Origin of the sequence: Frankia torreyi, from assembly GCF_000948395.1 — a bacterium.
Classification (GTDB): domain Bacteria; phylum Actinomycetota; class Actinomycetes; order Frankiales; family Frankiaceae; genus Frankia; species Frankia torreyi.
In genome coordinates this window covers 1-20,523 of record NZ_JYFN01000039.1, presented here as the reverse complement: position 1 = coordinate 20,523, position 20,523 = coordinate 1, and the positions used below count along the sequence as shown (strand labels likewise).

Annotated in this window: 18 protein-coding genes and 3 pseudogenes; 2 read left to right on the top strand and 19 right to left on the bottom strand. The window is 73.4% G+C overall.

Annotation, left to right across the window (positions count from 1 at the left end; all coding sequences use genetic code 11):
• Window position 1: 1 nt before the first annotated feature.
• The 3 genes from FF36_RS21250 to pyrR all read right to left on the bottom strand — a co-directional run.
• On the bottom strand, window positions 2–1,189 hold a 1,188-nt coding region (locus tag FF36_RS21250; RefSeq protein WP_242422693.1), incomplete at its 3' end, for a dihydroorotase.
• A complete protein-coding gene (locus FF36_RS21245; protein WP_044886898.1) occupies window positions 1,186–2,109 on the bottom strand; it encodes an aspartate carbamoyltransferase catalytic subunit in 924 nt (307 codons plus the stop codon). The genes FF36_RS21245 and FF36_RS21250, both read right to left, overlap by 4 nt.
• A gap of 64 nt (window positions 2,110–2,173) precedes the next feature.
• Window positions 2,174–2,803, bottom strand: coding sequence for a bifunctional pyr operon transcriptional regulator/uracil phosphoribosyltransferase PyrR (gene pyrR / locus FF36_RS21240; protein ID WP_044886897.1), 630 nt, complete (start codon window positions 2,801–2,803; stop codon window positions 2,174–2,176).
• Window positions 2,804–3,231: 428 nt separating this feature from the next.
• Between pyrR and bldD the strand changes: the two genes are divergently transcribed.
• Complete coding sequence (gene bldD, locus FF36_RS21235; RefSeq protein ID WP_009742788.1) at window positions 3,232–3,729, top strand: transcriptional regulator BldD; 498 nt, start codon at window positions 3,232–3,234, stop codon at window positions 3,727–3,729.
• Between the two features lie 331 nt (window positions 3,730–4,060).
• Here bldD and nusB read toward each other — a convergent pair whose 3' ends face one another.
• The 16 genes and pseudogenes from nusB to FF36_RS21165 all read right to left on the bottom strand — a co-directional run bounded on the left by nusB (window position 4,061) and on the right by FF36_RS21165 (window position 19,026).
• The gene (gene nusB / locus FF36_RS21230; protein ID WP_044886896.1) at window positions 4,061–4,516 is read right to left on the bottom strand and encodes a transcription antitermination factor NusB; all 456 of its coding nucleotides are present in this window, start codon (window positions 4,514–4,516) and stop codon (window positions 4,061–4,063) included.
• A 53-nt stretch (window positions 4,517–4,569) separates the two neighbouring features.
• A complete protein-coding gene (gene efp / locus FF36_RS21225) occupies window positions 4,570–5,133 on the bottom strand; it encodes an elongation factor P (RefSeq protein ID WP_044886895.1) in 564 nt (187 codons plus the stop codon).
• A gap of 211 nt (window positions 5,134–5,344) precedes the next feature.
• Entirely contained in the window at window positions 5,345–6,460 is a 1,116-nt protein-coding gene (gene aroB / locus FF36_RS21220; protein WP_082122111.1) for a 3-dehydroquinate synthase, read from the bottom strand.
• Complete coding sequence (locus tag FF36_RS21215) at window positions 6,457–7,035, bottom strand: shikimate kinase (RefSeq protein ID WP_044886893.1); 579 nt, start codon at window positions 7,033–7,035, stop codon at window positions 6,457–6,459. The genes aroB and FF36_RS21215 overlap by 4 nt, the downstream gene beginning before the upstream one ends.
• Window positions 7,036–7,139: 104 nt before the next feature.
• Window positions 7,140–8,324, bottom strand: a complete 1,185-nt coding sequence (gene aroC, locus FF36_RS21210; RefSeq protein ID WP_044886892.1) for a chorismate synthase — start codon at window positions 8,322–8,324, stop codon at window positions 7,140–7,142.
• A 105-nt stretch (window positions 8,325–8,429) separates the two neighbouring features.
• Window positions 8,430–9,086, bottom strand: coding sequence for a prepilin peptidase (locus FF36_RS21205; RefSeq protein ID WP_044886891.1), 657 nt, complete (start codon window positions 9,084–9,086; stop codon window positions 8,430–8,432).
• A 22-nt stretch (window positions 9,087–9,108) separates the two neighbouring features.
• Window positions 9,109–9,394: pseudogene (locus FF36_RS38625) on the bottom strand (shikimate dehydrogenase); the annotation flags it as partial.
• Window positions 9,395–9,420: 26 nt separating this feature from the next.
• The coding region (locus tag FF36_RS38615) for a shikimate dehydrogenase family protein (protein ID WP_422615103.1) at window positions 9,421–9,978 on the bottom strand (558 nt) is incomplete at its 3' end.
• A gap of 271 nt (window positions 9,979–10,249) precedes the next feature.
• Window positions 10,250–10,686, bottom strand: a pseudogene (locus FF36_RS38610) (endolytic transglycosylase MltG); the annotation flags it as partial.
• A gap of 1 nt (window position 10,687) precedes the next feature.
• The coding region (locus FF36_RS21195) for an endolytic transglycosylase MltG (protein ID WP_242422691.1) at window positions 10,688–11,737 on the bottom strand (1,050 nt) is incomplete at its 3' end.
• On the bottom strand, window positions 11,734–12,306 hold the full coding sequence (gene ruvX, locus FF36_RS21190; protein WP_044886889.1) for a Holliday junction resolvase RuvX: 573 nt from the start codon (window positions 12,304–12,306) through the stop codon (window positions 11,734–11,736). The genes ruvX and FF36_RS21195, both read right to left, overlap by 4 nt.
• A 16-nt stretch (window positions 12,307–12,322) precedes the next feature.
• Window positions 12,323–14,968, bottom strand: coding sequence for an alanine--tRNA ligase (alaS, locus tag FF36_RS21185; RefSeq protein ID WP_044886888.1), 2,646 nt, complete (start codon window positions 14,966–14,968; stop codon window positions 12,323–12,325).
• 98 nt (window positions 14,969–15,066) lie between these two features.
• Entirely contained in the window at window positions 15,067–15,414 is a 348-nt protein-coding gene (locus FF36_RS21180; RefSeq protein WP_044886887.1) for a hypothetical protein, read from the bottom strand.
• On the bottom strand, window positions 15,415–15,918 hold the full coding sequence (locus tag FF36_RS21175) for a DUF948 domain-containing protein (RefSeq protein ID WP_044886886.1): 504 nt from the start codon (window positions 15,916–15,918) through the stop codon (window positions 15,415–15,417).
• Window positions 15,919–16,241: 323 nt separating this feature from the next.
• Window positions 16,242–17,918, bottom strand: a complete 1,677-nt coding sequence (locus FF36_RS21170) for a replication-associated recombination protein A (protein WP_236706438.1) — start codon at window positions 17,916–17,918, stop codon at window positions 16,242–16,244.
• 73 nt (window positions 17,919–17,991) lie between these two features.
• Window positions 17,992–19,026: an MHYT domain-containing protein gene (locus FF36_RS21165; protein ID WP_242422696.1), complete on the bottom strand. Its 1,035-nt coding sequence runs from the start codon at window positions 19,024–19,026 to the stop codon at window positions 17,992–17,994.
• A gap of 1,052 nt (window positions 19,027–20,078) precedes the next feature.
• On the opposite strand from FF36_RS21165, the pseudogene FF36_RS36430 reads away from it, so the two are divergent.
• Window positions 20,079–20,523: pseudogene (locus FF36_RS36430) on the top strand (hypothetical protein); the annotation flags it as partial.

Sequence of the window (20,523 nt, the reverse complement as noted above, 5' to 3'; positions counted from 1 at the left end):
NCCCCTCAACCGCCGGTCGCGGCAGGCCACCGATGCGGGCCGGGGCCAGGGCCATCCGGTCGGCGACGCCGGCCCAGTCGAGGTGCCCGGGGATGACCATCGTCTCCATCACCACCGACAGCGCGGTCTCGAGGCCCAGCATGCCGGGCCGGGCCGCGGCCCACTCGGTCTCCTTGTCCTCCAGCGCGTGCGGGGCGTGGTCGGTCGCCACGCAGTCGATCGTCCCGTCGGCGAGGCCGGCGCGCAGCGCGGCGACGTCCGCGGCGGTCCGCAGCGGCGGGTTGACCTTGTAGACCGGGTCGTACGAGCTGACCAGGTCGTCGGTGAGCAGCAGGTGGTGCGGGGTGACCTCGGCGGTGACCTGCCAGCCCTTCGCCTTCGCCCAGCGGATGAGCTCCACGGAGCCCGCGGTGGAGACGTGGCAGACGTGCAGCCGGGAACCGACGTGCCCGGCCAGCAGCGCGTCCCGGGCGATGATCGCCTCCTCGGCGACCGCGGGCCAGCCGGGCAGGCCCAGCCGGGCGGCCACGACCCCCTCGTTCATCTGGGCGCCGGCGGTCAGCTTCGGCTCCTCGGCGTGCTGGGCTATCACCCCGTCGAACGCCTTGACATACTCCAGCGCCCGGCGCATGAGCAGGGCGTCGGACACGCAGTGCCCGTCGTCGGAGAACACCCGCACCTCGGCCGCGGATGTCGCCATCGCACCGAGTTCGGCCAGTCGCTCCCCCGCCAGCCCGACCGTGACCGCGCCGACCGGCCGCACGTCGCAGTGGCCGGCGTCGAGCCCGAGCCGCCAGACCTGCTCGACGACGCCCGCGGTGTCGGCGACCGGGTTGGTGTTCGCCATGGCGAACACGGTGGTGTAGCCGCCGAGCGCCGCGGCCCGGGTGCCCGACTCGACCGTCTCGGCGTCCTCCCGGCCCGGTTCGCGCAGGTGGGTGTGCAGGTCGACCAGGCCCGGCAGCATGATCAGGCCGTCGGTGTCCAGGATGGTCGTCCCGGCGGGCAGGCCCTCGGAGTCCGGGCCGGTCGAGCCCGCGGGCCGCCAGGCCGCCACGACCCCGTCGGCAAGCAGCACGTCGACGGGATCCCCGCCGAGCGGGCGGACCCGGCGCAGCACCCAGGACTGTCCCGAGCCCCCCGCCGCCCCACCGACCGGACCCCCCGCGCCGCCCGCACCCGCCGTCATGAGACCTCCCCGGAACCGCCCAGCAGCAGATACAACACGGCCATCCGCACGCTCACCCCGTTCGCAACCTGCTCCACCACCGTCGACCGGTCGGAGTCGGCGACCCGGGAGGCGATCTCCATCCCGCGCACCATCGGCCCCGGATGCATGACCAGGGCGTGCTCGGGCAGGGTCGCGGCCCGGTCGACGTCCAGCCCGTAGCGGCGGCTGTACTCCCGCTCGGTGGGGAAGAACGCCGCCGACATCCGCTCCCGCTGGACCCGCAGCATCATCACCACATCGGTCTTGGGTAGCACCGCGTCGAGGTCGTACGACACCTCGACCGGCCACGAAGAGACACCGATAGGCAACAGTGTCGGCGGGGCGACCACCGTCACACTGGCGCCGAGGGTGGCGAGCAGCCAGACGTTGGACCGCGCCACCCGGGAATGCAGCACGTCGCCGACGATGGTGACGGCGAGCCCGTCGACCCGACCGAGCCGCCGGCGCATGGTGAACGCGTCGAGCAGCGCCTGGGTCGGATGCTCGTGGGTGCCGTCGCCGGCGTTCACGACGCTGCCGCGCACCCAGGTCGCCAGCCGGTGCGGCGCGCCGCTGGCGGAATGCCGGCAGACCACCGCGTCGGCGCCCATCGCCTCGAGGGTCTGCGCGGTGTCCTTCAGGCTCTCGCCCTTCGACACGCTTGACCCGCGCGCCGAAAAATTGATCACATCGGCCGACAGTCTCTTGGCGGCTACCTCGAAGGACGTGCGGGTACGGGTGGAATCCTCGAAGAAAAGGTTGACCACGGTGCGGCCCCGCAGGGTCGGCAGCTTGCGGACCGACGCCTCGGCGACCCGCGCCATCCGTTCCGCGGTGTCCAGCACCAGCAGCGCGTCGTCCCGGCTGAGGTCCTCCGTCGACAGCAGGTGCCCCTTCATACCCGACCTCCGTTCGCCGCCCACGCCGCCCCCGCGCGCTCGCGCTCGGCGAGCGAGCGCCGGGTCACGGTCGGTCTCCCGGGTCCGCCGCGCCCGCCGCGGCACCGGTCGGGCTGGGCTCGGGCGAGACGATGAGCACGCCGTCGGCGCCGTCGATCTCTCGCAGCCGAACGGCCACCGACTCGCGACGCGAGGTCGGCATGTTCTTCCCGACATAGTCCGCGCGGATCGGCAGTTCGCGATGGCCCCGGTCGACCAGGACGGCAAGCTGGACCGTGCGGGGGCGGCCATAGGCGGCCAGCGCGTCGAGCGCGGCGCGCACCGTGCGCCCCGAGTAGAGGACGTCGTCGACGAGGATGACCACCCGGCCGTCGACCCCGCCGTCGGGAATTTCGGTCACCTCCAGTGGCCGAACCCCGCGCAGTCGCAGATCGTCGCGGTACATCGTGGGGTCGAGCGAGCCGACAGGAAGATCCACTCCCTCGACGGCCTGTACTCGCTGTGCCAGACGATGCGCGAGGGGTACCCCTCGGGTGGGTACCCCGAGCAGCACGACACCGGCACCACCGGAGGTCTTTTCGAGGATCTGGTGCGCCATCCGGCTGACGATCCGGGTCATGTCATCGGCGGACAGTACTGTCCGGGCAATGCCGGGACGGCGCGATGCGGGGTCGCTCGCGGCAGCAGAGGCCACGCGGCATCCCTCCTTCCCCGCCTCACGGGACGGTCCTTAAAGGAGCGGTCTCAGCGACGTTACCAGGGCACTCCGGACGAGTGAGGGTCTCGCGGCGCGGGCCCGCCGACCCCCGTCCGGCCGTCTGACTCCGTCCGCGCCCCCCGGTTCGGCGGCCCGTGCGGATTGTTGCCGCGCCAACTATCATCGCCAAGCCGTGACTGCACGTCACCGGGTTCACTTCCGCATGCGCCGGTACGGCGAACGGCGGAAGTTCCCGCCGGGCAGGCGTAGGGCGCAACCGGAGGGCTACAGAAAGTGGTACAAAGAAAGAAGCGACACGACCCCCCGGGTGTCGAGCCTCAACCCGGCGGGCACTACTATCGGTAACCGCCGGCGGCACGAGCCCCGGTTCCAACTGATCGACCACGACAGGAGTGGGCACTCCGATGTCCGACTATGCGAAGGCGCTCGGTGCTCGGCTGCGCGCGATACGCACCCAGCAGGGGCTCTCGCTTCATGGCGTCGAAGAGAAGTCGCACGGTCGGTGGAAAGCCGTCGTCGTCGGTTCCTACGAACGTGGGGACCGCGCCGTCACCGTACAGCGTCTCTCGGAGCTCGCGGAGTTCTACGGCGTTCCGGTCGGGGAGCTTCTTCCCGAGGGTTCCACCGTCGCCCCGCTGGAGCAGTCCCCGCGGATCGTCCTCGACCTCGAGCGCCTTTCCCAGGTGCCCAAGGAGCAGGGCGGACCGCTCGCGCGGTACGCGGCGACCATTCAGAGCCAGCGCGGCGACTACAACGGCCGGGTTCTCTCCATCCGCTACGAGGACCTGCGTTCCCTCGCAGTGATCTACGACACCTCCCCCAGCAAGCTCACCGAACAGCTCGTCTCGTGGGGCGTGCTGTCCCCGGAGCAGGGCGCGGACGCCACCGCTTCCGACGTCTGACAACCACGCCGGTGCTCCACCGGCAGCGCACCAACCAACGTTCCAGCATCACCAACGTTCCAGCACTACCAGCGGTTCCAGCACAGCACCACCGTTCCAGCACTACCAGCGTTCCAGCACCACCAGCGTTCCAGCGCCGCCTGGCGTCGCAGCACCACCAGCAGTCTCGTTCGTGGCACAGCAGCTTCAGCTCGATGTGATCGCGGGTCGGCTTTCGGGGTCTCCGGCCGGCCAAACGCGAGTGGCACACAGGTAGCCGGGGGTACCCCGGTACGTCGCTTGGGGCGACGTACCGGGCACGCCGATCGGCGGCACCGGCCAACCCGGTAGGTCAGGCCTCCCGGCCCGGCCCGGCATCCGGTCCCGGCGGGGCCGGCCGGCCCGCCACCGAGACCTCGCCCGCGGCCGGGACCTGCCCCGCCGCCGTCTGTTCGGCCGTCACCGGCACCGTCCCGGCGTCGACCAGACTGCCGAGCAGGCCGTTGACGAACATCGGCGATCGGTCGGTGGACAGGTTCTTCGCCAGCTCCACCGCCTCGTCGATGACGACCCGGGGCGGAACGTCGGGCCGCCACAACAGCTCCAGCACGGCAATCCGCAGGATGTTGCGGTCGACCGGGGGCATGCGCTCCAGCGACCAGCCCTCGGCGTGCCGGCCGATCCGCTCGTTGATCTCCCGCCAGTGCTCGACGACGCCCCTGACCAGCCCCTCGGCGTACTCCGAGACGGGCGGGTCGGCCTGGGCGCGCCGGGCGGTGAGGATCTCCGGGACGGCGGCCCCGCGCACGTCCGCCTCGAACAGGATGTCCAGCGCGCGCTTGCGGGCCTTGGACCTGGCGCTCAGCTCGTCACCCGGCCCAGATAACGGCCGTCGCGGGTGTCGACCTTGACCTTCTCGCCGGTCGTGATGAACAACGGCACGTTGATCGTCGCGCCCGTCTCCAGGGTCGCGGGCTTGGTGCCACCGGTCGAGCGGTCGCCCTGCACGCCCGGGTCGGTCTGGGCGATGGTGAGCTCGACGCTGGCGGGCAGCTCCACGTAGAGCGGGGCGCCGTCGTGCAGCGCGACGGTGCCGACAGTGTTCTCCAGCATGTAGTCGGCGGCCGTGCCGACGACGCCCGGCGGGATCGGGATCTGGTCGTAGGACTCGCTGTCCATGAAGACGAAGTCGGCGCCGTCCCGGTAGAGGTAGGTCATCTCGCGCCGGTCCACGGTCGCGACCTCGACCTTGACGCCGGCGTTGAAGGTGCGGTCGACGACCTTCCCGGTGAGCACGTTCTTCAGGGTCGTGCGGACGAACGCCCCGCCCTTACCCGGCTTGACGTGCTGGAAGCCGACGACGTTCCACAACACCCCGTCGATGTCGAGCGTCATGCCGTTCTTCAGGTCGTTGCTGGTCGCCACTGCGCGCGTTCTCCCGTTCGGTTGCCGTGCATCGGCACGGCGGATCGTCGTCGTGCTGAAGCCTAGAGTCATCGGGTCGCACGCACCGCGGCGACCCTGCCGGCCGCGACCGCCCGCCCGGGACCGCTGCCGGTCCCTGCGCGGCGGCGATCAGCCAGGCCGCGGACAAGTCTACCGAGCCCGGCGCCCACGCCCCGGGGCAGCGGTGCGATCAGGGTGCGTCGGGCGGCGCCAGGCCGTCGGGAGCGACCGCCGTGAACGCGGCGACCAGCAGGCCGATGTCCGGATTGTCGAGGATGACGGTCTCGCCCTGGGCGGCCAGGCCGATAAAGCGCAGCCGGCGGCCGCGGGACTTCTTGTCCACGCGCATGGCGTCAAGCAGCGCCGGCCACCGGTCGCCGCGGTAGGTCACCGGCAGGCCGATGCGGGTCAGCAGCTCGCGATGCCGGTCGGCGGTGGCGTCGTCGAGGCCGGCGACGAGCCGCGACAGCTCCGCCGCGAACACCATGCCCACCGAGATCGCCGCGCCGTGCCGCCAGGTGAAGTGCTCGACCTTCTCGATCGCGTGGCCGAGGGTGTGGCCGTAGTTGAGGATCTCCCGGCGGCCGGCCTCCCGGGGGTCGCCGGAGACGACGTCTGCCTTGACCCGGATGGACCGTTCGACCAGTTCGGGCAGGTGCGCGGCGCCCGTGGGGTCGTCGTCGAGCAGGTCGAGGATGGCGGCGTCGGCGATGAACCCGGTCTTGACCACCTCGGCGAGCCCGGCGCGCACCTCGACGGCCGGCAGCGTGGCCAGCGCGGCGAGGTCGCACAGCACGGTCAGCGGCTGGTGGAACGCCCCGACCAGGTTCTTGCCCGCGTCGATGTCGATGCCGGTCTTGCCGCCGACGGCCGCGTCGACCATGCCGAGCACGGTGGTCGGCACCTGGACGACGTCCACCCCGCGCAGCCAGCTCGCGGCGACGAACCCGGCCAGGTCGGTCACGGTGCCACCACCGAGACCGATGATCATGTCGTCGCGGGTGAAGCCGATCCGGCCGAGGACGTCCCAGCAGAAACCGGCGATGCGTAGCTGCTTGGCCTCCTCGCCGTCGGGCACCTCGACCGCGTGTGCCTCGACCCCCGCGTTCGCCCGCAGGTCCGCGACGACGGCGTCCGCCGTGGCCCGCAGCGCGGCCGGATGGATCACCGCGGCGCGGGTCCGCCCGGCGACCGTCTCCGCGAGATCGCCGAGCAACCCCTCACCGAGCACGACGTCGTAGGCTCGCTCGCCGCCGGGACGGACCGGGATCCGCACGACGTCGGACACCCTCGCCCGCGCGCTCACCGCGGAATCCGCACTGACGCCGCCGGAGCTGGCGGCGTGGGCAGTTCCGCCAGGGCGGCGGCGACCAGATCGGCGACCTCGTTCGGCTCGCGGCCGGCGGTGTCGATGACAACCGCCGCCACCTCGGCGTACAGCGGCTGGCGGGCCTTGAGCAGGGCGGCGAGCCGGGCGCGCGGGCCCTCGACGAGCAGCGGCCGGTCGCGCGCGAGGCCAACTCGGCGCACCGCGTCGGACACGCCGACCTCCAGGTAGACGACCCGGTGACCCGCGAGCAGCGCCCTGGTGTCGGCGTCGAGGACCGCCCCGCCGCCCAGGGCGACGATCCCGCGGTGCTCGGCGAGGGCGGCGGCCACCGCCCGCGCCTCCGCGGCCCGGAAGTACTCCTCGCCGAACTCGATGAAGATGTCGGCGACGCTGCGACCGAGCTCCGCCTCGACGTCCGCGTCGGTGTCACGGAACCCGACGCCCCACCGCTGCGCGAGCCGGGTTCCCACCGTCGTCTTGCCTGCGCCGGGCGCTCCGACCAGGACCGCGCGCGGCCCGGCCGGCGCCGCCGGCGCCGCCTCCCCAACCATGATTCTTTTACCCCGTCTGCAGTTCTGCCCGACGACCGGTGGATGATCCGATCAGCGGATGTCCCGAACCGGTGGATGACCCCGACCGGCGGATAACCGCCGCGTCAATGGATAACCAGGGACTTCAGGTACCCCTCGCAGTTGCGCCGGGTCTCCTCCACCGAGTCGCCGCCGAACTTCTCCAGGGCCGCGTCGGCGAGCACGAGCGCGACCATCGCCTCGGTGACGACGCCCGCGGCGGGCACCGCGCACACGTCCGACCGCTGGTTGATCGCGACCGCGGCCTCGCCGGTGGTCACGTCCACGGTGGACAGCGGGCGGGTGAGCGAGGAAATCGGCTTCATCGCCACCCGGACCCGCAGGGGCTCGCCGGTGGTCATGCCGCCCTCGACGCCGCCGGCCCGGTCGGTGGCGCGCCGCACGCGCCGGCCCACGCCGCCGACCGGCTCGATCTCGTCGTGCGCCACCGAGCCGCGGCGCCGCGCCGTGGTGAACCCGTCGCCGAACTCGACGCCCTTGATCGCCTGGATGCCCATGAGCTCGCCGGCGAGGCGCGCGTCGAGGCGGCGGTCGCCGTGCACGTAGCTGCCGAGCCCCGGCGGGCAGCCGTAGGCCAGCACCTCGACGATGCCGCCGAGGGTGTCGGAGTCGGCATGGGCGGCGTCGATCTCGGCGACCATCCGCTCGCTGGTCGCCTGGTCGGCGCAGCGGACGGGGTCGGCGTCGATCGCCGCGAGCGAGGTGGGCACGGGCAGGCCCGGCGGGACCTCGGCCGCGCCGATCGCGACGACGTGGGAGAGGATCTCGATGCCGTACGCCTGGCGGAGCAGCGCCTTGGCCGCGGTGCCGAGCGCGACGCGGGCGGCCGTCTCGCGGGCGCTGGCGCGCTCCAGCACCGGGCGGGCGTCGTCGAAACCGTACTTCTGCATGCCGGCAAGGTCGGCGTGGCCGGGCCGAGGCCGGGTGAGCGGGGCGTTGCGGCCCAGCCCCGCGAGCGCGGCCGGGTCGACCGGGTCGGGCGACATGACCCGCTCCCACTTCGGCCACTCGCTGTTGCGGATGACGACGCTGATCGGACCGCCGAGCGAGACGCCGTGGCGCAGGCCGCCCAGCAGCTCGACCACGTCCCGCTCGAAGCTCATCCGCGCCCCACGGCCGTGCCCGAGACGCCGGCGGGCAAGCTCCGCGGCGATGTCGTCACTGGTCACCCGGATACCCGCGGGCAGCCCCTCGACCGTGGCCACCAGGGCGGGACCGTGCGACTCCCCGGCAGTCAACCAACGCACCATGCCTCCAGTGTTTCACGACCACCCGATGGCGCACGTCGCGCCGGGAACGAGGTCACGTCCGTCGCCGCCGAGACCCACCTGTCGGGACAGCTCCGGCTTCCCCGGTCAGCCGCCGCCGGCCAGGACCGCCAGCAGGGTTCCGGCCAGCAGGAACGGCCCGTAGGCGAGGCGGTCGTGCCAGCGGGCCCGGCGGGCGGCGAGCAGCACGAGCGCCGCCACCCCGCCGAGGACCACCCCGGCGAACATCCCGAACACCACGCTCGGCCAGCCCAGCCAGCCCAGCGCCCCGCCGAGCAGACCCACGAGCTTGACGTCGCCCCGGCCGAGGCCGGCGCCCGGCAGCCGGTACAGCGCCAGGAAGGCCAGCCAGCAGGCGGCGCCGGCGATCGCGACCCGCAGCAGGCGACCCGGCGCGCCGTCGACCAGCGCGGCGAGCCCCAGCAGCGCGGCGAGCACCGGGTAGGACGGCAGCACCAGCAGGTCGGGCAGCCGGTGCACCCGCAGGTCGGCCACAGCCAGCCATACCCCGACCACACTGAGATACAGATAGGCGGGTAACCAGCCCGGGTGACGATGCAGCGCGGCGGTCACCGCGGCCACGACCACCGCCGCGGCGATCCCCAGGGCCGCCGTCCCGGGCGCGGCGTGGCGCGGCTCGTCGCCGTCCGGCGGGAGCACGCCGGCCACGACCCGGTGCCCGACCGGCACCGCGACCGCGAGCGCCACCAGCGCGATCAGCACGCTGAGCCCGATCTCGCCCACCGCTAGGGGCCCGGCACCGACATCACCCGACGGTCGGGCCGGCGCGGTGCAGGTCGGAGCCGATGGCGGTATCCGCACCCCTGCGTTCGTCGAGGGCGGCCTGGCCGGCGGCCAACAGCACCCCGGCGGGAACGCGGCGGCCCGTGAAGTGCTCGACCTGCCCGACGGCCTGGGCGGCGAGGATCTCCAGGCCGCTGGCGACCCGGGCGCCGGCCCGGTACGCGGCGGCGGCCAGCGCGGTCGGCCACGGATGGTAGAGCAGCTCGACGAGCTGGCTAGACGCCGGCCAGCGGCGGGTCGCGAGGGGGNCGGTCGCGCCGGCGGGGGTGGTGGNGATGACGAGGTCCGGGCCGGCGGGCAGGCCGGTGGCGAGCAGCTCCCAGGGCAGCGCCGTCACCTCGACGCCGAGGCGGGCGCCGATCCGGACCACCTCCGCGACCGCCTCGGGGCGCCGCGCCACCACGGCGACGTGCGGGCAGCCGGCAGCGGCGACGGCGGCGACGGCGGCGCGGGCGGTGCCGCCGGCGCCGAGGATCAGCGGCTGGCCGGGCACCGCGCCGCGCATGACCCGACTCAGGGCGACGCCGATGCCCACGACGTCGGTGTTGTAGCCGTGCAACCGCCCGGCCTCGCCGACGACGACGGTGTTGACCGCGCCGATCGCCGCGGCCGTCGGGTCGACCTCGTCGAGCAGGTCCACGGCGACGGTCTTGAGCGGCATCGTCAGGGACAGGCCGACCCAGTCCGGGTCGGACCGGACCCGCTGCACCATCGCCGGCAGGTCGGGCGCATCGCAGTGGATGGCCGTGTAGGTGACGGCGAGTCCGAGCTCCGCGTAGGCGGCCGCGTGCAGCACCGGGGAGAGAGAGTGGTCCACCGGGGCGCCGAGCACCGCGGCGCGGGCCGGATGCGCGGGCGTCGCCGCGGCGGCGAGGCTCTGCGGCCGTTGCGCCGCCGGCTGCGCGCCCACGCCACCGTTTCCTCCGCCACCGTTTTCCCCGCCACCGCCGCCCAGGCCGCCCGCCGCGCCTACGCCGCCCAGTTGGATCTCCCGCACCACGTGGCCTCCCGCCTGGTTCAGGGGCGTCCGGGCGCGACCGGACGCGCCGAATCGCCCGCCGCCGCCTGTGTTCACACCCGTCGGTCGCCCGTCCGGGACCCCGTTACTCCCTGCCGCCCTCGGCGCGGTACTGCGCCCGCGCCTCGGCCCACTCCGCATCGGTCGTGGCGAAACGCGTCACCTTGCTCTGCGGCATGGACACGAAATACAACCATGACCCGGCGGCCGGTTCCAGGGCGGACTTCAGCGCCCAGATCCCCGGGTTGGAGATCGCGCCCGGGGGCAGGCCGGCCACCGAGCGGGTGTTGTACGGATTGGCCTTGTTGAGCTGGTCCTTCGTCAGCGGACCCTCGTACTCGTCCTCGGCGTAGCGGGTGGTGGAGTCCATGTCGAGGCGACGGAAACGCCCGGAGGTGTCACCGAGCCGGTTGTAGATCACCCGGGCGACCTTCGGCCCTTCGCTGGCGTTCGCGACCTCCTTCTCGACGATCGAGGCGATGGTCACGATGTCGGCCGGCCTCGTCCCCAGCGCGGCGGCCTNGGCCTCCAGGTCGATCGACGCCGCCTCCTTCTTGAAGCGGGTGACGAAGGAGGTCAGCAACTGGATGGGGGTGGACCCGGGCACCAGGTCGTAGGTGGAGGGGAAGAGGTAGCCCTCCAGGGTCGGCGCGTAGGACGGCAGGCCGAGCTGGGCGGGGTTGCGGGCGATCGCCTCCAGGTCGCTCAACGGCAGGCCGAGCCGCTGGTGCAGGCCGTCGAGCACCTGGTGGACGGTCATGCCCTCCTTGATGACGAACTTGAACGGCGCGGAGGACGCCGGATCGAGCAACGCGGCGAGCGCCGCCTCGGCGCTCATCCGGCTGCGCAGCCGATAGGTTCCCGGCTGGATGCCCAGCGCCTTGGGGTTGGCGGAGGCGGCCTTGACGAACGCCGAGACGGACGCGGTCACCTCCGCGTCGTGCAGCTCCACGGCGATCTGGCGGGCGGTGGCGCCGTCGGGGACCTGGACCACCGCGATGCCGTCGCCCGAGCCGGCGTAATCGGCGCTGGTGGAGCCGCCGGAGACCCGGCCGATGACCTTGCCGATGCCGAAGATGGCGACGCCCAGCAGCGCGGCGACGACGAGGAGGACGGCGATCAGCTTCGGCAGCGCCCGGCTGCGGCGCTCGTCGGCACCCTCGTCGTCCCAGCCGCCGCCCCAGTCCTCGGCGTCGTCCGGCGGCGGGTAACCCCCGGCGGAGCGGCGATCACGGCGGCGACCGCCGTCGCGGCGGTCACGGTGCGAGCCGGCGTCGCGCGGGTGCGGATCGTCCTCGTAGTCGTCGGCGTAGCCCTCGCCGGCATAGCCCTCGTCGACGTAGCCCCCTTCGGCATAGCCCTCGCCGACGTACCCGTCCTCGGCGTACCCCTCGTCGGCATACCCGTCCTCGGGATGCCGGCCGGCGAGGCCTCGCTCGCCCGGGCCACGGTCGCCCGGGACTCGATCGACCGCGGCCCGGTCAGCCGCTCGGCGGTCGGCGTGTCCGGAGGAGCGGCGGCCACGGCGATAGGGATCCTCGTCGAGCATCTCGTCGAGGTTGCCGCCCGTCACCTCGCATCCTGGGAAGGGGCCTCCGCGGAAGGGGCCTCCGCGGAAGGGACCTCCGCAGACCCGGCCACGCCGGGCGCGCCGCCCCGGGGGCGGCTGTCCAGGTCGTGCTGCAGGATCTGCACGGCTGCCTCCTGATCCACGAGACTGCGGCGGGCGCGGGAACGAACGCCACGCTCGGCCATTCTGCGATGAGCCGCAACCGTGGTGAGCCGCTCGTCCACGAACCGCACGGGGACGGGGGCGATCCGCTCGGCGAGTACCTCGACGTACCGCCGGACCAGCTGGACTGCCCGCCCCTCCTGCCCCGACATCTGCCGGGGCAGGCCCACCACGACCTCTACAGCCTGCCTGTCCCGCACGATCTGGACAAGCTGCTCGATGTCCGCATTATGGCGCTTATCCCGTGCCAGGGTCGTGACGGGCACCGCGAGGACACCGCCGGGGTCGCTGGCGGCGACCCCGACCCGCACGGAGCCGACATCGACGCCGACGCGAACCCCGACGCCGACACGCACCTCGGACCGCGGAGCTGAGCCGGCGTTCCCCGGGCCAGTCCCCGACCCGCTCACCGGGGCCGCCGGACGGTCACCGGGACGCGAGCTCGGCCACCAGCCCACGCAGCTTCGCGAAGACGGCCGGGACCATCTCGGGGTTCCCGCCGCCGCCCTGGGCGATGTCGGGCTTGCCGCCGCCCTTGCCGCCCAGGCTCGCCCAGGAGTTGCGGACCAGGTCGCCGGCGCGCAGCCCCGCCGACCGAGCGCCGGAGTCGGTGACCACGACGATCGAGGAGCCGTCGGCCTTGACGACGGCGACGATCGCGGGCCGCCCCGCCAGCCGGCCGCGCACGTCCATCGCCAGCAGGCGCACGTCGTCGGGCGCGGTGCCGGCGGGCACCTCGGCGGTGACCACGGCGATGCCGCCGACGTCCTCGGCGCCCTCGGCCAGCGCCCCGGCCCCGGCGAGTACCGCGGCGGCCCGCAGCCGGTCCAGCTCCCGCTCGGCGTCGCGCAGCCGGCCCACGATGTCGGTGACGCGGTCGGCCAGCTCGTCGGGGCGGGCCTTGAGCGCCGTGGACAACTGGGAGACGAGCAGGTGCTCGCGGGCCAGGTAGCGGAACGCGTCGATGCCGACCAGCCCCTCCACCCGGCGGGTTCCGGCAGAGATCGACGACTCCGAGAGCAGCTTGACCGCGCCGAGCTGGGCCGAGCTGGCGACGTGGGTGCCGCCGCACAGCTCGCGGGCGTAGTCGCCCACGTCGACGACGCGCACGGCGTCACCGTACTTCTCGCCGAACAGCGCCATCGCGCCGAGCCGGCGGGCCTCCTCCTGGGTCGTGACGAACGCACGGACCGGCAGGTCGCGCAGCGCCACCTCGTTGATCTCGTCCTCGACGTCGGTGAGGACCGACGGCGGGACCGCGCCGAGGGCGTGGAAGTCGAAGCGCAGTCGGCCCGGGGAATTCAGCGAGCCGGCCTGGGTCGCCCCCTCCCCCAGCGCCCGGCGGAACGCGGCGTGCACGAGGTGGGTGGCGGTGTGCGAGCGGGACACCGCGCGGCGGCGGTTCTCGTCGACCTCGGCCTGCACCCGGTCGCCGAGGCGCAGCTCCCCGGAACGCACCTTCACCCGGTGCAGGACCAGCTCCGGCACCGGGCGCTGGACGTCGAGGACCTCGACCTCACCGCCGTCGAAGCGCAGCAGCCCGAAGTCGGGCTCCTGGCCGCCGCTCTCGGCGTAGAAGGGGGTCACGTCGAGGACGACCCCGACCTCCTCACCCTCGCCGACCACCTCGAGGCCCGCGCCGTCGGCGATGCCGACAAGACCGACGACGCCGGACTCGCGCGACAGCTCCTCGTAGCCGGTGAAGGTCGTCGCGCCGGAGCGGGCCAGGATCGGCCGAAACGCCGACAGGTCGACGTTGCCGATACGCCGCGCGGCCCGGTCGGCCTTGGCGGTCTGGCGCTGGCGCTCCATCAGCCGGCGGAACCCGGCCTCGTCGACGGACAGCCCCGCCTCGGCGGCCATCTCCAGCGTCAGGTCGATCGGGAAGCCGTAGGTGTCGTGGAGCTTGAACGCCTCGTCGCCGCCAAGGGTCGCCGCACCCGTGGAGCGGACCTGCCGCACCGCCGCGTCGAAGATCGTCGTACCGGTGCGCAGCGTCTCGGCGAACGACGCCTCCTCCGCGACGGCGACGCCGGTGATCGTCTCGGCGTTGTCGACGAGCTCCGGGTAGATCGGACCCATCGCGGTGCCGACGACGCCGAACAGCTCGCCCATGACCGGCTCGCGCGCGCCGAGCAGCCGGGCGTCGCGCACCGCCCGGCGCAGCAGGCGGCGCAGCACGTAGCCGCGGCCCTCGTTGGAGGGGACGACGCCGTCGGCGATGAGCATCGCCGCGGTGCGGGTGTGGTCGGCGACGACGCGCAGCCGCACGTCGTCGGCCGGGTCGGCGCCGTAGCGGCGGCCGGTGAGCCGGCCGGCGGCGTCGAGCACCGGGCGGGAGATGTCGATCTCGTAGAGGTTGTCGACGCCCTGCAGGATCGTCGCCATCCGCTCCAGGCCCATGCCCGTGTCGATGTTGCGGGCCGGCAGCTCGCGCAGGATCGGATAGTCGTACCCGGCACCCTCGCCCCGCTCGTACTGCATGAACACGAGGTTCCAGACCTCGAGGTAGCGCTCCTCGTCGGCGATCGGCCCGCCCTCGCGGCCGTACGCCGCGCCCCGGTCGAAGTAGATCTCGCTGCACGGCCCGCACGGACCGGGCACGCCCATCGACCAGAAGTTATCCTCCTTGTCGCGGCGCTGGATGCGCTCGGCGGGCAGCAGCTCCCGCCAGATCCCCTCGGCCTCGTCGTCATCGAGGTAGACCGTGGCCCACAGGTCGTCCGGCTTGAAGCCGAACCCGTCGACGAGCAGCTCGAAGGCGAACGGAATCGCCTCGGCCTTGAAGTAGTCGCCGAAGGAGAAGTTGCCGCACATCTGGAAGAACGACGCGTGCCGGGCGGTGCGGCCGACGTTTTCGATGTCGACGGTGCGCACGCACTTCTGCACGCTGGTGGCCCGCGGCCACGGCGTCGCCAGGTCCCCGAGGAAGTAGGGCTTGAACGGCACCATTCCGGCGTTGACCAGCAGCAACGTCGGGTCCTGAGCGACCAGCGAGGCACTCGGGACGATCGTGTGCCCGCGCCGGGCGAAGTGGTTGAGAAAGCGGCTGCGGATCTCGGCCGTGTCCATCGGGTTCACATCGTCCAGACTGGTGGGAGGAGGGGCGTCATCCTGGGATGGGCGGCGCTGCTGCCGCCGCCCGTGCGGCCGCCGCGCCGTCAAAGCCGTCAGGGCCGGCGGGCACCCGGGACCAGCCGCATGGTGCGCTCGGCGTCGTCGAGGCCGTCCGGATAGCCGGCCGGTGCGGCGCCACCGGCACCAGCACCGACGTCGGCGGGCCGCCCGGAGGGAGCGGAGGCATCGTCGTCCGGGTCGCGGTCGAGGCCGAGAGCAACACGGATCTCCTCCTCCCGCTCCGCCGCCGCCTCACGCACGTCCGCGAGGAACTCCTGCACCGACTGTACGAGAGATCCGGCCAGGCTCGTCGGGGTGAGGGCCGCAGCGGCCTTCGCCGCCTGGCGCACCACCACGACGCCGGCCGCGGCACCGAACGCCAGATAGAAGATCCTGGACATCTAACGGCCCCCCCGGCGTCCGTCGGTCGCCCCGGCGACCGGGGTCAGGCCAGCGTCCTCGGCGACCGTGCGCCGGGCCGCCTTGTCCGCCTTCATCTGCGACTTCACCCTCGACTCGACCTCGGACCGGGTGCGCTTGGCCGCAGCCTGGCGCACGCCGTAGCTGAACGCGGCCACCCGAACCATCGGGCCGCCGAGCGTCGCCGCGAACAGCGACGTCAGCGAGGAGACGTTCGTCGTGATCGACTGCACGTTGGCCGTGATCGCGTCGACCCGGTCCAGCTCCTTGTTCACATGCGCGAGTGCCACGTTGACCTCGTCGACCGTCGCACCGGCCTGCCGAACCCGGGCGGTTCCCTCGTCGATGGCGACACCGGTCTGACGCACCCGCGCCGCCGCCTCGTCGAAGATCTTGCCGAGTTTGAGCAGGACGAAACAGCCGAAGAGGGCGAGCACCGCGAACGCGCCCGACGCGATCAGGCCCGCGACCGCTCCACCGGACATATGTGCTCCTGCCTCCATCGTCGATTGGGCCGGTCCCACCCCACCCGATCCGGCACGCCGTGCCACGCCGCGGTCCGCCACCAGGGCCCTCGGTCGCGAGGGCTCGCGGCCTGCGTGGGACGCGGCCGTCGGTGGCCGCGAATCCCGCGGACCGCAACCGCGGTGACCGTGGACGCCGTGGGCGCCACCCCGGTGGCGCCCACGTGTGACCTTACCGAGGCAGCCGCGGGGNCCACGGGTAACCCCCGCCGCCCGCCCTGGGGCACGGGCCCGTGGCCAGGGCGTCTCTCAGGTGGCACAACGGTGGTTGCGAGAGACGGCGCTCAGCCGGACGGTCCCGGTGGCGTCGTGTCCGGCGTTGTGTCCGGCGTCGCGTCCGGCCCGCGCTGCCGCCCGCCGTCCGAGCCGCCCGCGGGCGTGCCCCGCACGGTGGATCGCAGTTCGCGCAGGCGTTCGGTGGCCCGGCGCTCGAAGCCGTTGCCGCCGGGCTGGTAGTAGTCCGTGCCGGTCAGCCCGTCGGGCGGGTACTGCTGGCGCACGACGCCGCCGGGGGCATCGTGCGGGTAGCGGTACCCGGCCCCGCTGCCGGCCCGGGCGGCCCCCCGATAGTGGGCGTCGCGCAGATGCGCCGGCACCGGGCCGGCCCGGCCGGCACGCACGTCGGCGCTGGCGGCGTCGATCGCCCGGATCACCGCGTTCGACTTCGGCGCCAGGGCGAGGTGGATGACCGCCTGAGCGAGCGCGAGCCGCGCCTCGGGCAGGCCGACCAGATCGAGTGCCTGCCCGGCGGCGACCGCGACGCCGAGCGCTCCCGGATCGGCCATCCCGATGTCCTCACTGGCCAGGATGATCATTCGGCGGGCGATGAACCGGGGGTCCTCGCCCGCCTCCAGCATCCGGGCGAGGTAGTGCAGCGCGGCGTCGGCATCGCCGCCGCGCATCGACTTGATGAACGCGCTGATCACGTCGTAGTGCTGGTCACCGGACCGGTCGTAGCGCACGGCCGCCCGGTTGACGGCCTGTTCGAGCACGTCCACCTCGAGCCGCGCCACCAGCCGACCAGGCCCGGCACCGCCGGCGGCTCCGCCGGGATCGCCGGGATCAGCGGGATCGGCGGCCGCACCGGGAGCTGTGGGAGCGCCGGGGCCGAGGGGAACGGCCGCGGCGAGGTCGGCCAGGAGTGCCTCGGCACCCGCCTCGAGGACGGTCAGCGCGCGGCGGGCGTCCCCACCGGCAAGGCGGACCACGTGCTCACGGGCCTCGTCGGTCAGCGTCACCCGGTCGGCGTACCCGCGGGGGTCGCGCAGTGCCCGGTCGAGCACGCCGCGGATGTCGTCGTCGGTGAGCGGCTCGAGGGTGAGCAGGAGCGACCGGGACAGCAGCGGGCTGACCACCGAGAAGAAGGGGTTCTCGGTGGTGGCCGCGACCAGGGTGACCCAGCCGAGCTCCACCGAGGGGAGCAGGGCGTCCTGCTGGGTGCGGGTGAAGCGGTGGACCTCGTCGATGAACAGCACGGTGCGCGCGCCGGAGGCCGAGCGAGCGGCGCGCGCCTCGTCGATCACGGCGCGGACGTCCTTCACCCCCGCCGTCACGGCGGACAGCTCCCGGAACCGCCGGCCGGTGGCTCGGGAGACGATGTGGGCCAGGGTGGTCTTCCCCGTACCGGGCGGCCCCCAGAGGATCACCGACGTCGTCCCGCCGCCCTCGACCAGCCGGCGCAGCGGGCTGCCCGCGCCGAGAAGGTGGCGCTGGCCGACGACCTCGTCCAGGTTCCGCGGCCGCAGCCGCGCCGCGAGCGGGGTCGGGCCGGCCCCGCCGGTCGCAGCCCCGCCGGTCGCAGCCCCGCCGGTCGCAGCCCCGCCATCGATGCTCCCGGCGTCCGATCCGCCCGCGCCGCCCGCGCCGCCCGCAGGGCCGACCGCGCCGCCGGCGCTGCGCGCAGCACCCGGCGGCGGTGTGGCGTCCCCGCCGAACAGGTCCGCGGTCTCGAACAGGCTCACCGGTTCACCGTACGACCGGGACCGACCCCGTCACGCGGCCGGATCGGACGCGGCAGCCGCGGATCGACACGCCTCAGCCGGAGCGGGTCGTCGACTCCCCCGTGGGCGGCCCGCTCCAGACGGGGACCGACGGGGCGGGCCGGTACTGGTCGCCGCGGGGGTTCACGAAGGCTGCCGGCAGGGATGGCTGACCGGCGGCCCCGCCCCTGCCCCCGCCCCTGCCCCCGCCCGAGGTTCGGCCCGCGGTTCGGCCCGCAGGCTCACCCCCGACCCCGTCCACCGCCGCCCTCCCCACGCCCGGGCGGCGATGGCGGCTGCTCTCGCGGGCCATCGAGAAGGAGCCGGACTCGGTCACGCCACCCAGGGCAGCGAAGATGACCACCGCGAGCACCGAGAAGGCGATCACACAGACGATCGGGGCGAGGGAGATCGGATCGGTGCCCGTCGTCCCCTCGTTCCCCGGCCCGGCCTGGACCTGGGTGGCGGCCATCGCGGTGTAGTGCATGCCGCAGACCGCCGCCGCCATGATCAGGGAGGCTGCGACCACGTGCCGGCCGGTGCGCACCCGGAAGGCGATCCACAGGGCCGCGAGGGCCGCGGCCACCGCGATGAGGATGGACAGCACGACGATGCCGCGCCGGTAGGTCACGGTCCCGCCGACGTGCATCGCGGCCATGCCGGTGTAGTGCATCGCGGCGATCCCCAGGCCGGAGACCACCCCGCTGAGCGCCAGCCATCCGGTATTCCGTGGACGGCGCGCCACGAGGGTGAGCCCCAGCGCCGAGACCGCCACGGCGAGGAGCAGCGATACCGCGGTGAGCGGTAGGGAGTACCGCAGGTCGAGCCCGTCGACGCGATAACCGATCATCCCGATGAAATGCATGGACCAGATCGCGCCGCCGCCGAGGGAGAGCGCCGCGGCGAGAGTCCAGCGAACCCTGGCCGCACCCTGGGACAGGGGGATCCGGATCGCGCTCACCAGCGCGGCGAATGATCCCACCGCGGCAAGCCCGACGGACACCACCACGAACAGAAGGTCCTGGCTCGCATGCTGATGAACGGCCTGCGCGACGATCACATGTTCCCCCTTGAAGCGGCCGGAGACCATCACATTTAGCACGTGTCGCATCGAAAGCCAAAATTGTCTCGAAAGCAACCGACACCTCACACGGTCCGTTTGACGCCGAAAACGGACTATGTGGATTTATCGGGCGCCTAATGTAACGCATCGGAGCGTTCGAGGCCGTCGCCCGACGACGTCCACGGCGGTGTCGGGCCGACTCGACCGAGCCGTCCGAGGCCACGGAGCTGCACGGACAGACCCGCCGCCCACGTGCCCACTCGGGCCCAAGGTCCCTTTCCGCAGTGACCTCCGGCCCAGATCACCCTGCCAACCCAGATCACCCTGCCAGCCCAGGCCGCCCCGCCAGCCCAGGCCGCCCCGCATCGAGCCGGACAAGGCCCGGACACGCAGCCGGTACCGAGGTTCGCCGTCGGCACAGACCCGCACGCCGACTCGAGGCCCGCGTTCCACTCGCCACGAGAGGAACGGGACCCACATTTCCACGGACCGGCGGGCTTCCAGCGACCGGAAACGACGCCTTACGCTGAGCCGATCCCTTTCCCTCGACCACACTCGGATCACAAAGAACCGTGCCCGCCACTTGACAGGAACCCGATAGCGCCGGATCGCCGCGCACCATCCGGAACTCTCCACCGAGAGACCACATTTCATTCTTGCGAGACAACATCTTCCCAATGGTGCGCGTGTATGGTTCAGGTAGTCGGTTTATCTTCTCCTGCGGCTCCCACCACCTCCGTGGGGTGTGTGGCGGCGAGCGACGCCGATGCCTATCCCGCCGTTCACGGCGTCGGTAATGCACCTGGCGGTGGTGCTCACCACCGCGCGACGACGATCGGCGGGAATGGGCCCGGCGGCGCCCCGGCGCACCGGCCCGCGACCATCTCCGCCCCGGCGGTCGTGGTCACGGGTACCGGACGGCGACGCACCGCGCATCCGGCCGACGACCCCGACAGACGACGACACCCATAGACGACGCCCGATCGGTACCGCAGCTCATCCCGCAATCCGCCCCGCCAGATCCATCGCCCGCCCGATCCACCCCCGGTGACCGAAACCCCGCCCCGGAAAGGTGCACCATGACCGTGATCCCACCGCCCCGCGCCCGGACCGACCGACCCGTCCCCGTGGGGGCATCGGCCGCGGCCCCGCCCCGGGCAGAACCGTCGGACCGGTCCGCCCCGCCAAGTGGCTCCGCCGCGTCGGACGGTTCCCCGGCGCCGACGGGACCCGCGCGGCCGGGATGGCCCGCGACCTCCGCCCGGTCCGCGACACCGGGCCGCGGCGGCCCGCCGCGTAAGGGCACCGCCGCGGGCCGCCGCGGGCGGCGGGGATCCGCCCCGCCCGCGGACACCACCACGCCCCCGCACACCGACACACCCCCGCGCACCGACACACCCGCGCACACCGCCGCCATACGCATCGGGCGGCATGTCCGCGTTCCGAAGACCGCCGAACTCGTCGCCGCCCACCTACGCCGCCAGATCGTCCGCGGCGAACTCCACGAAGACGACGCCCTCCCCC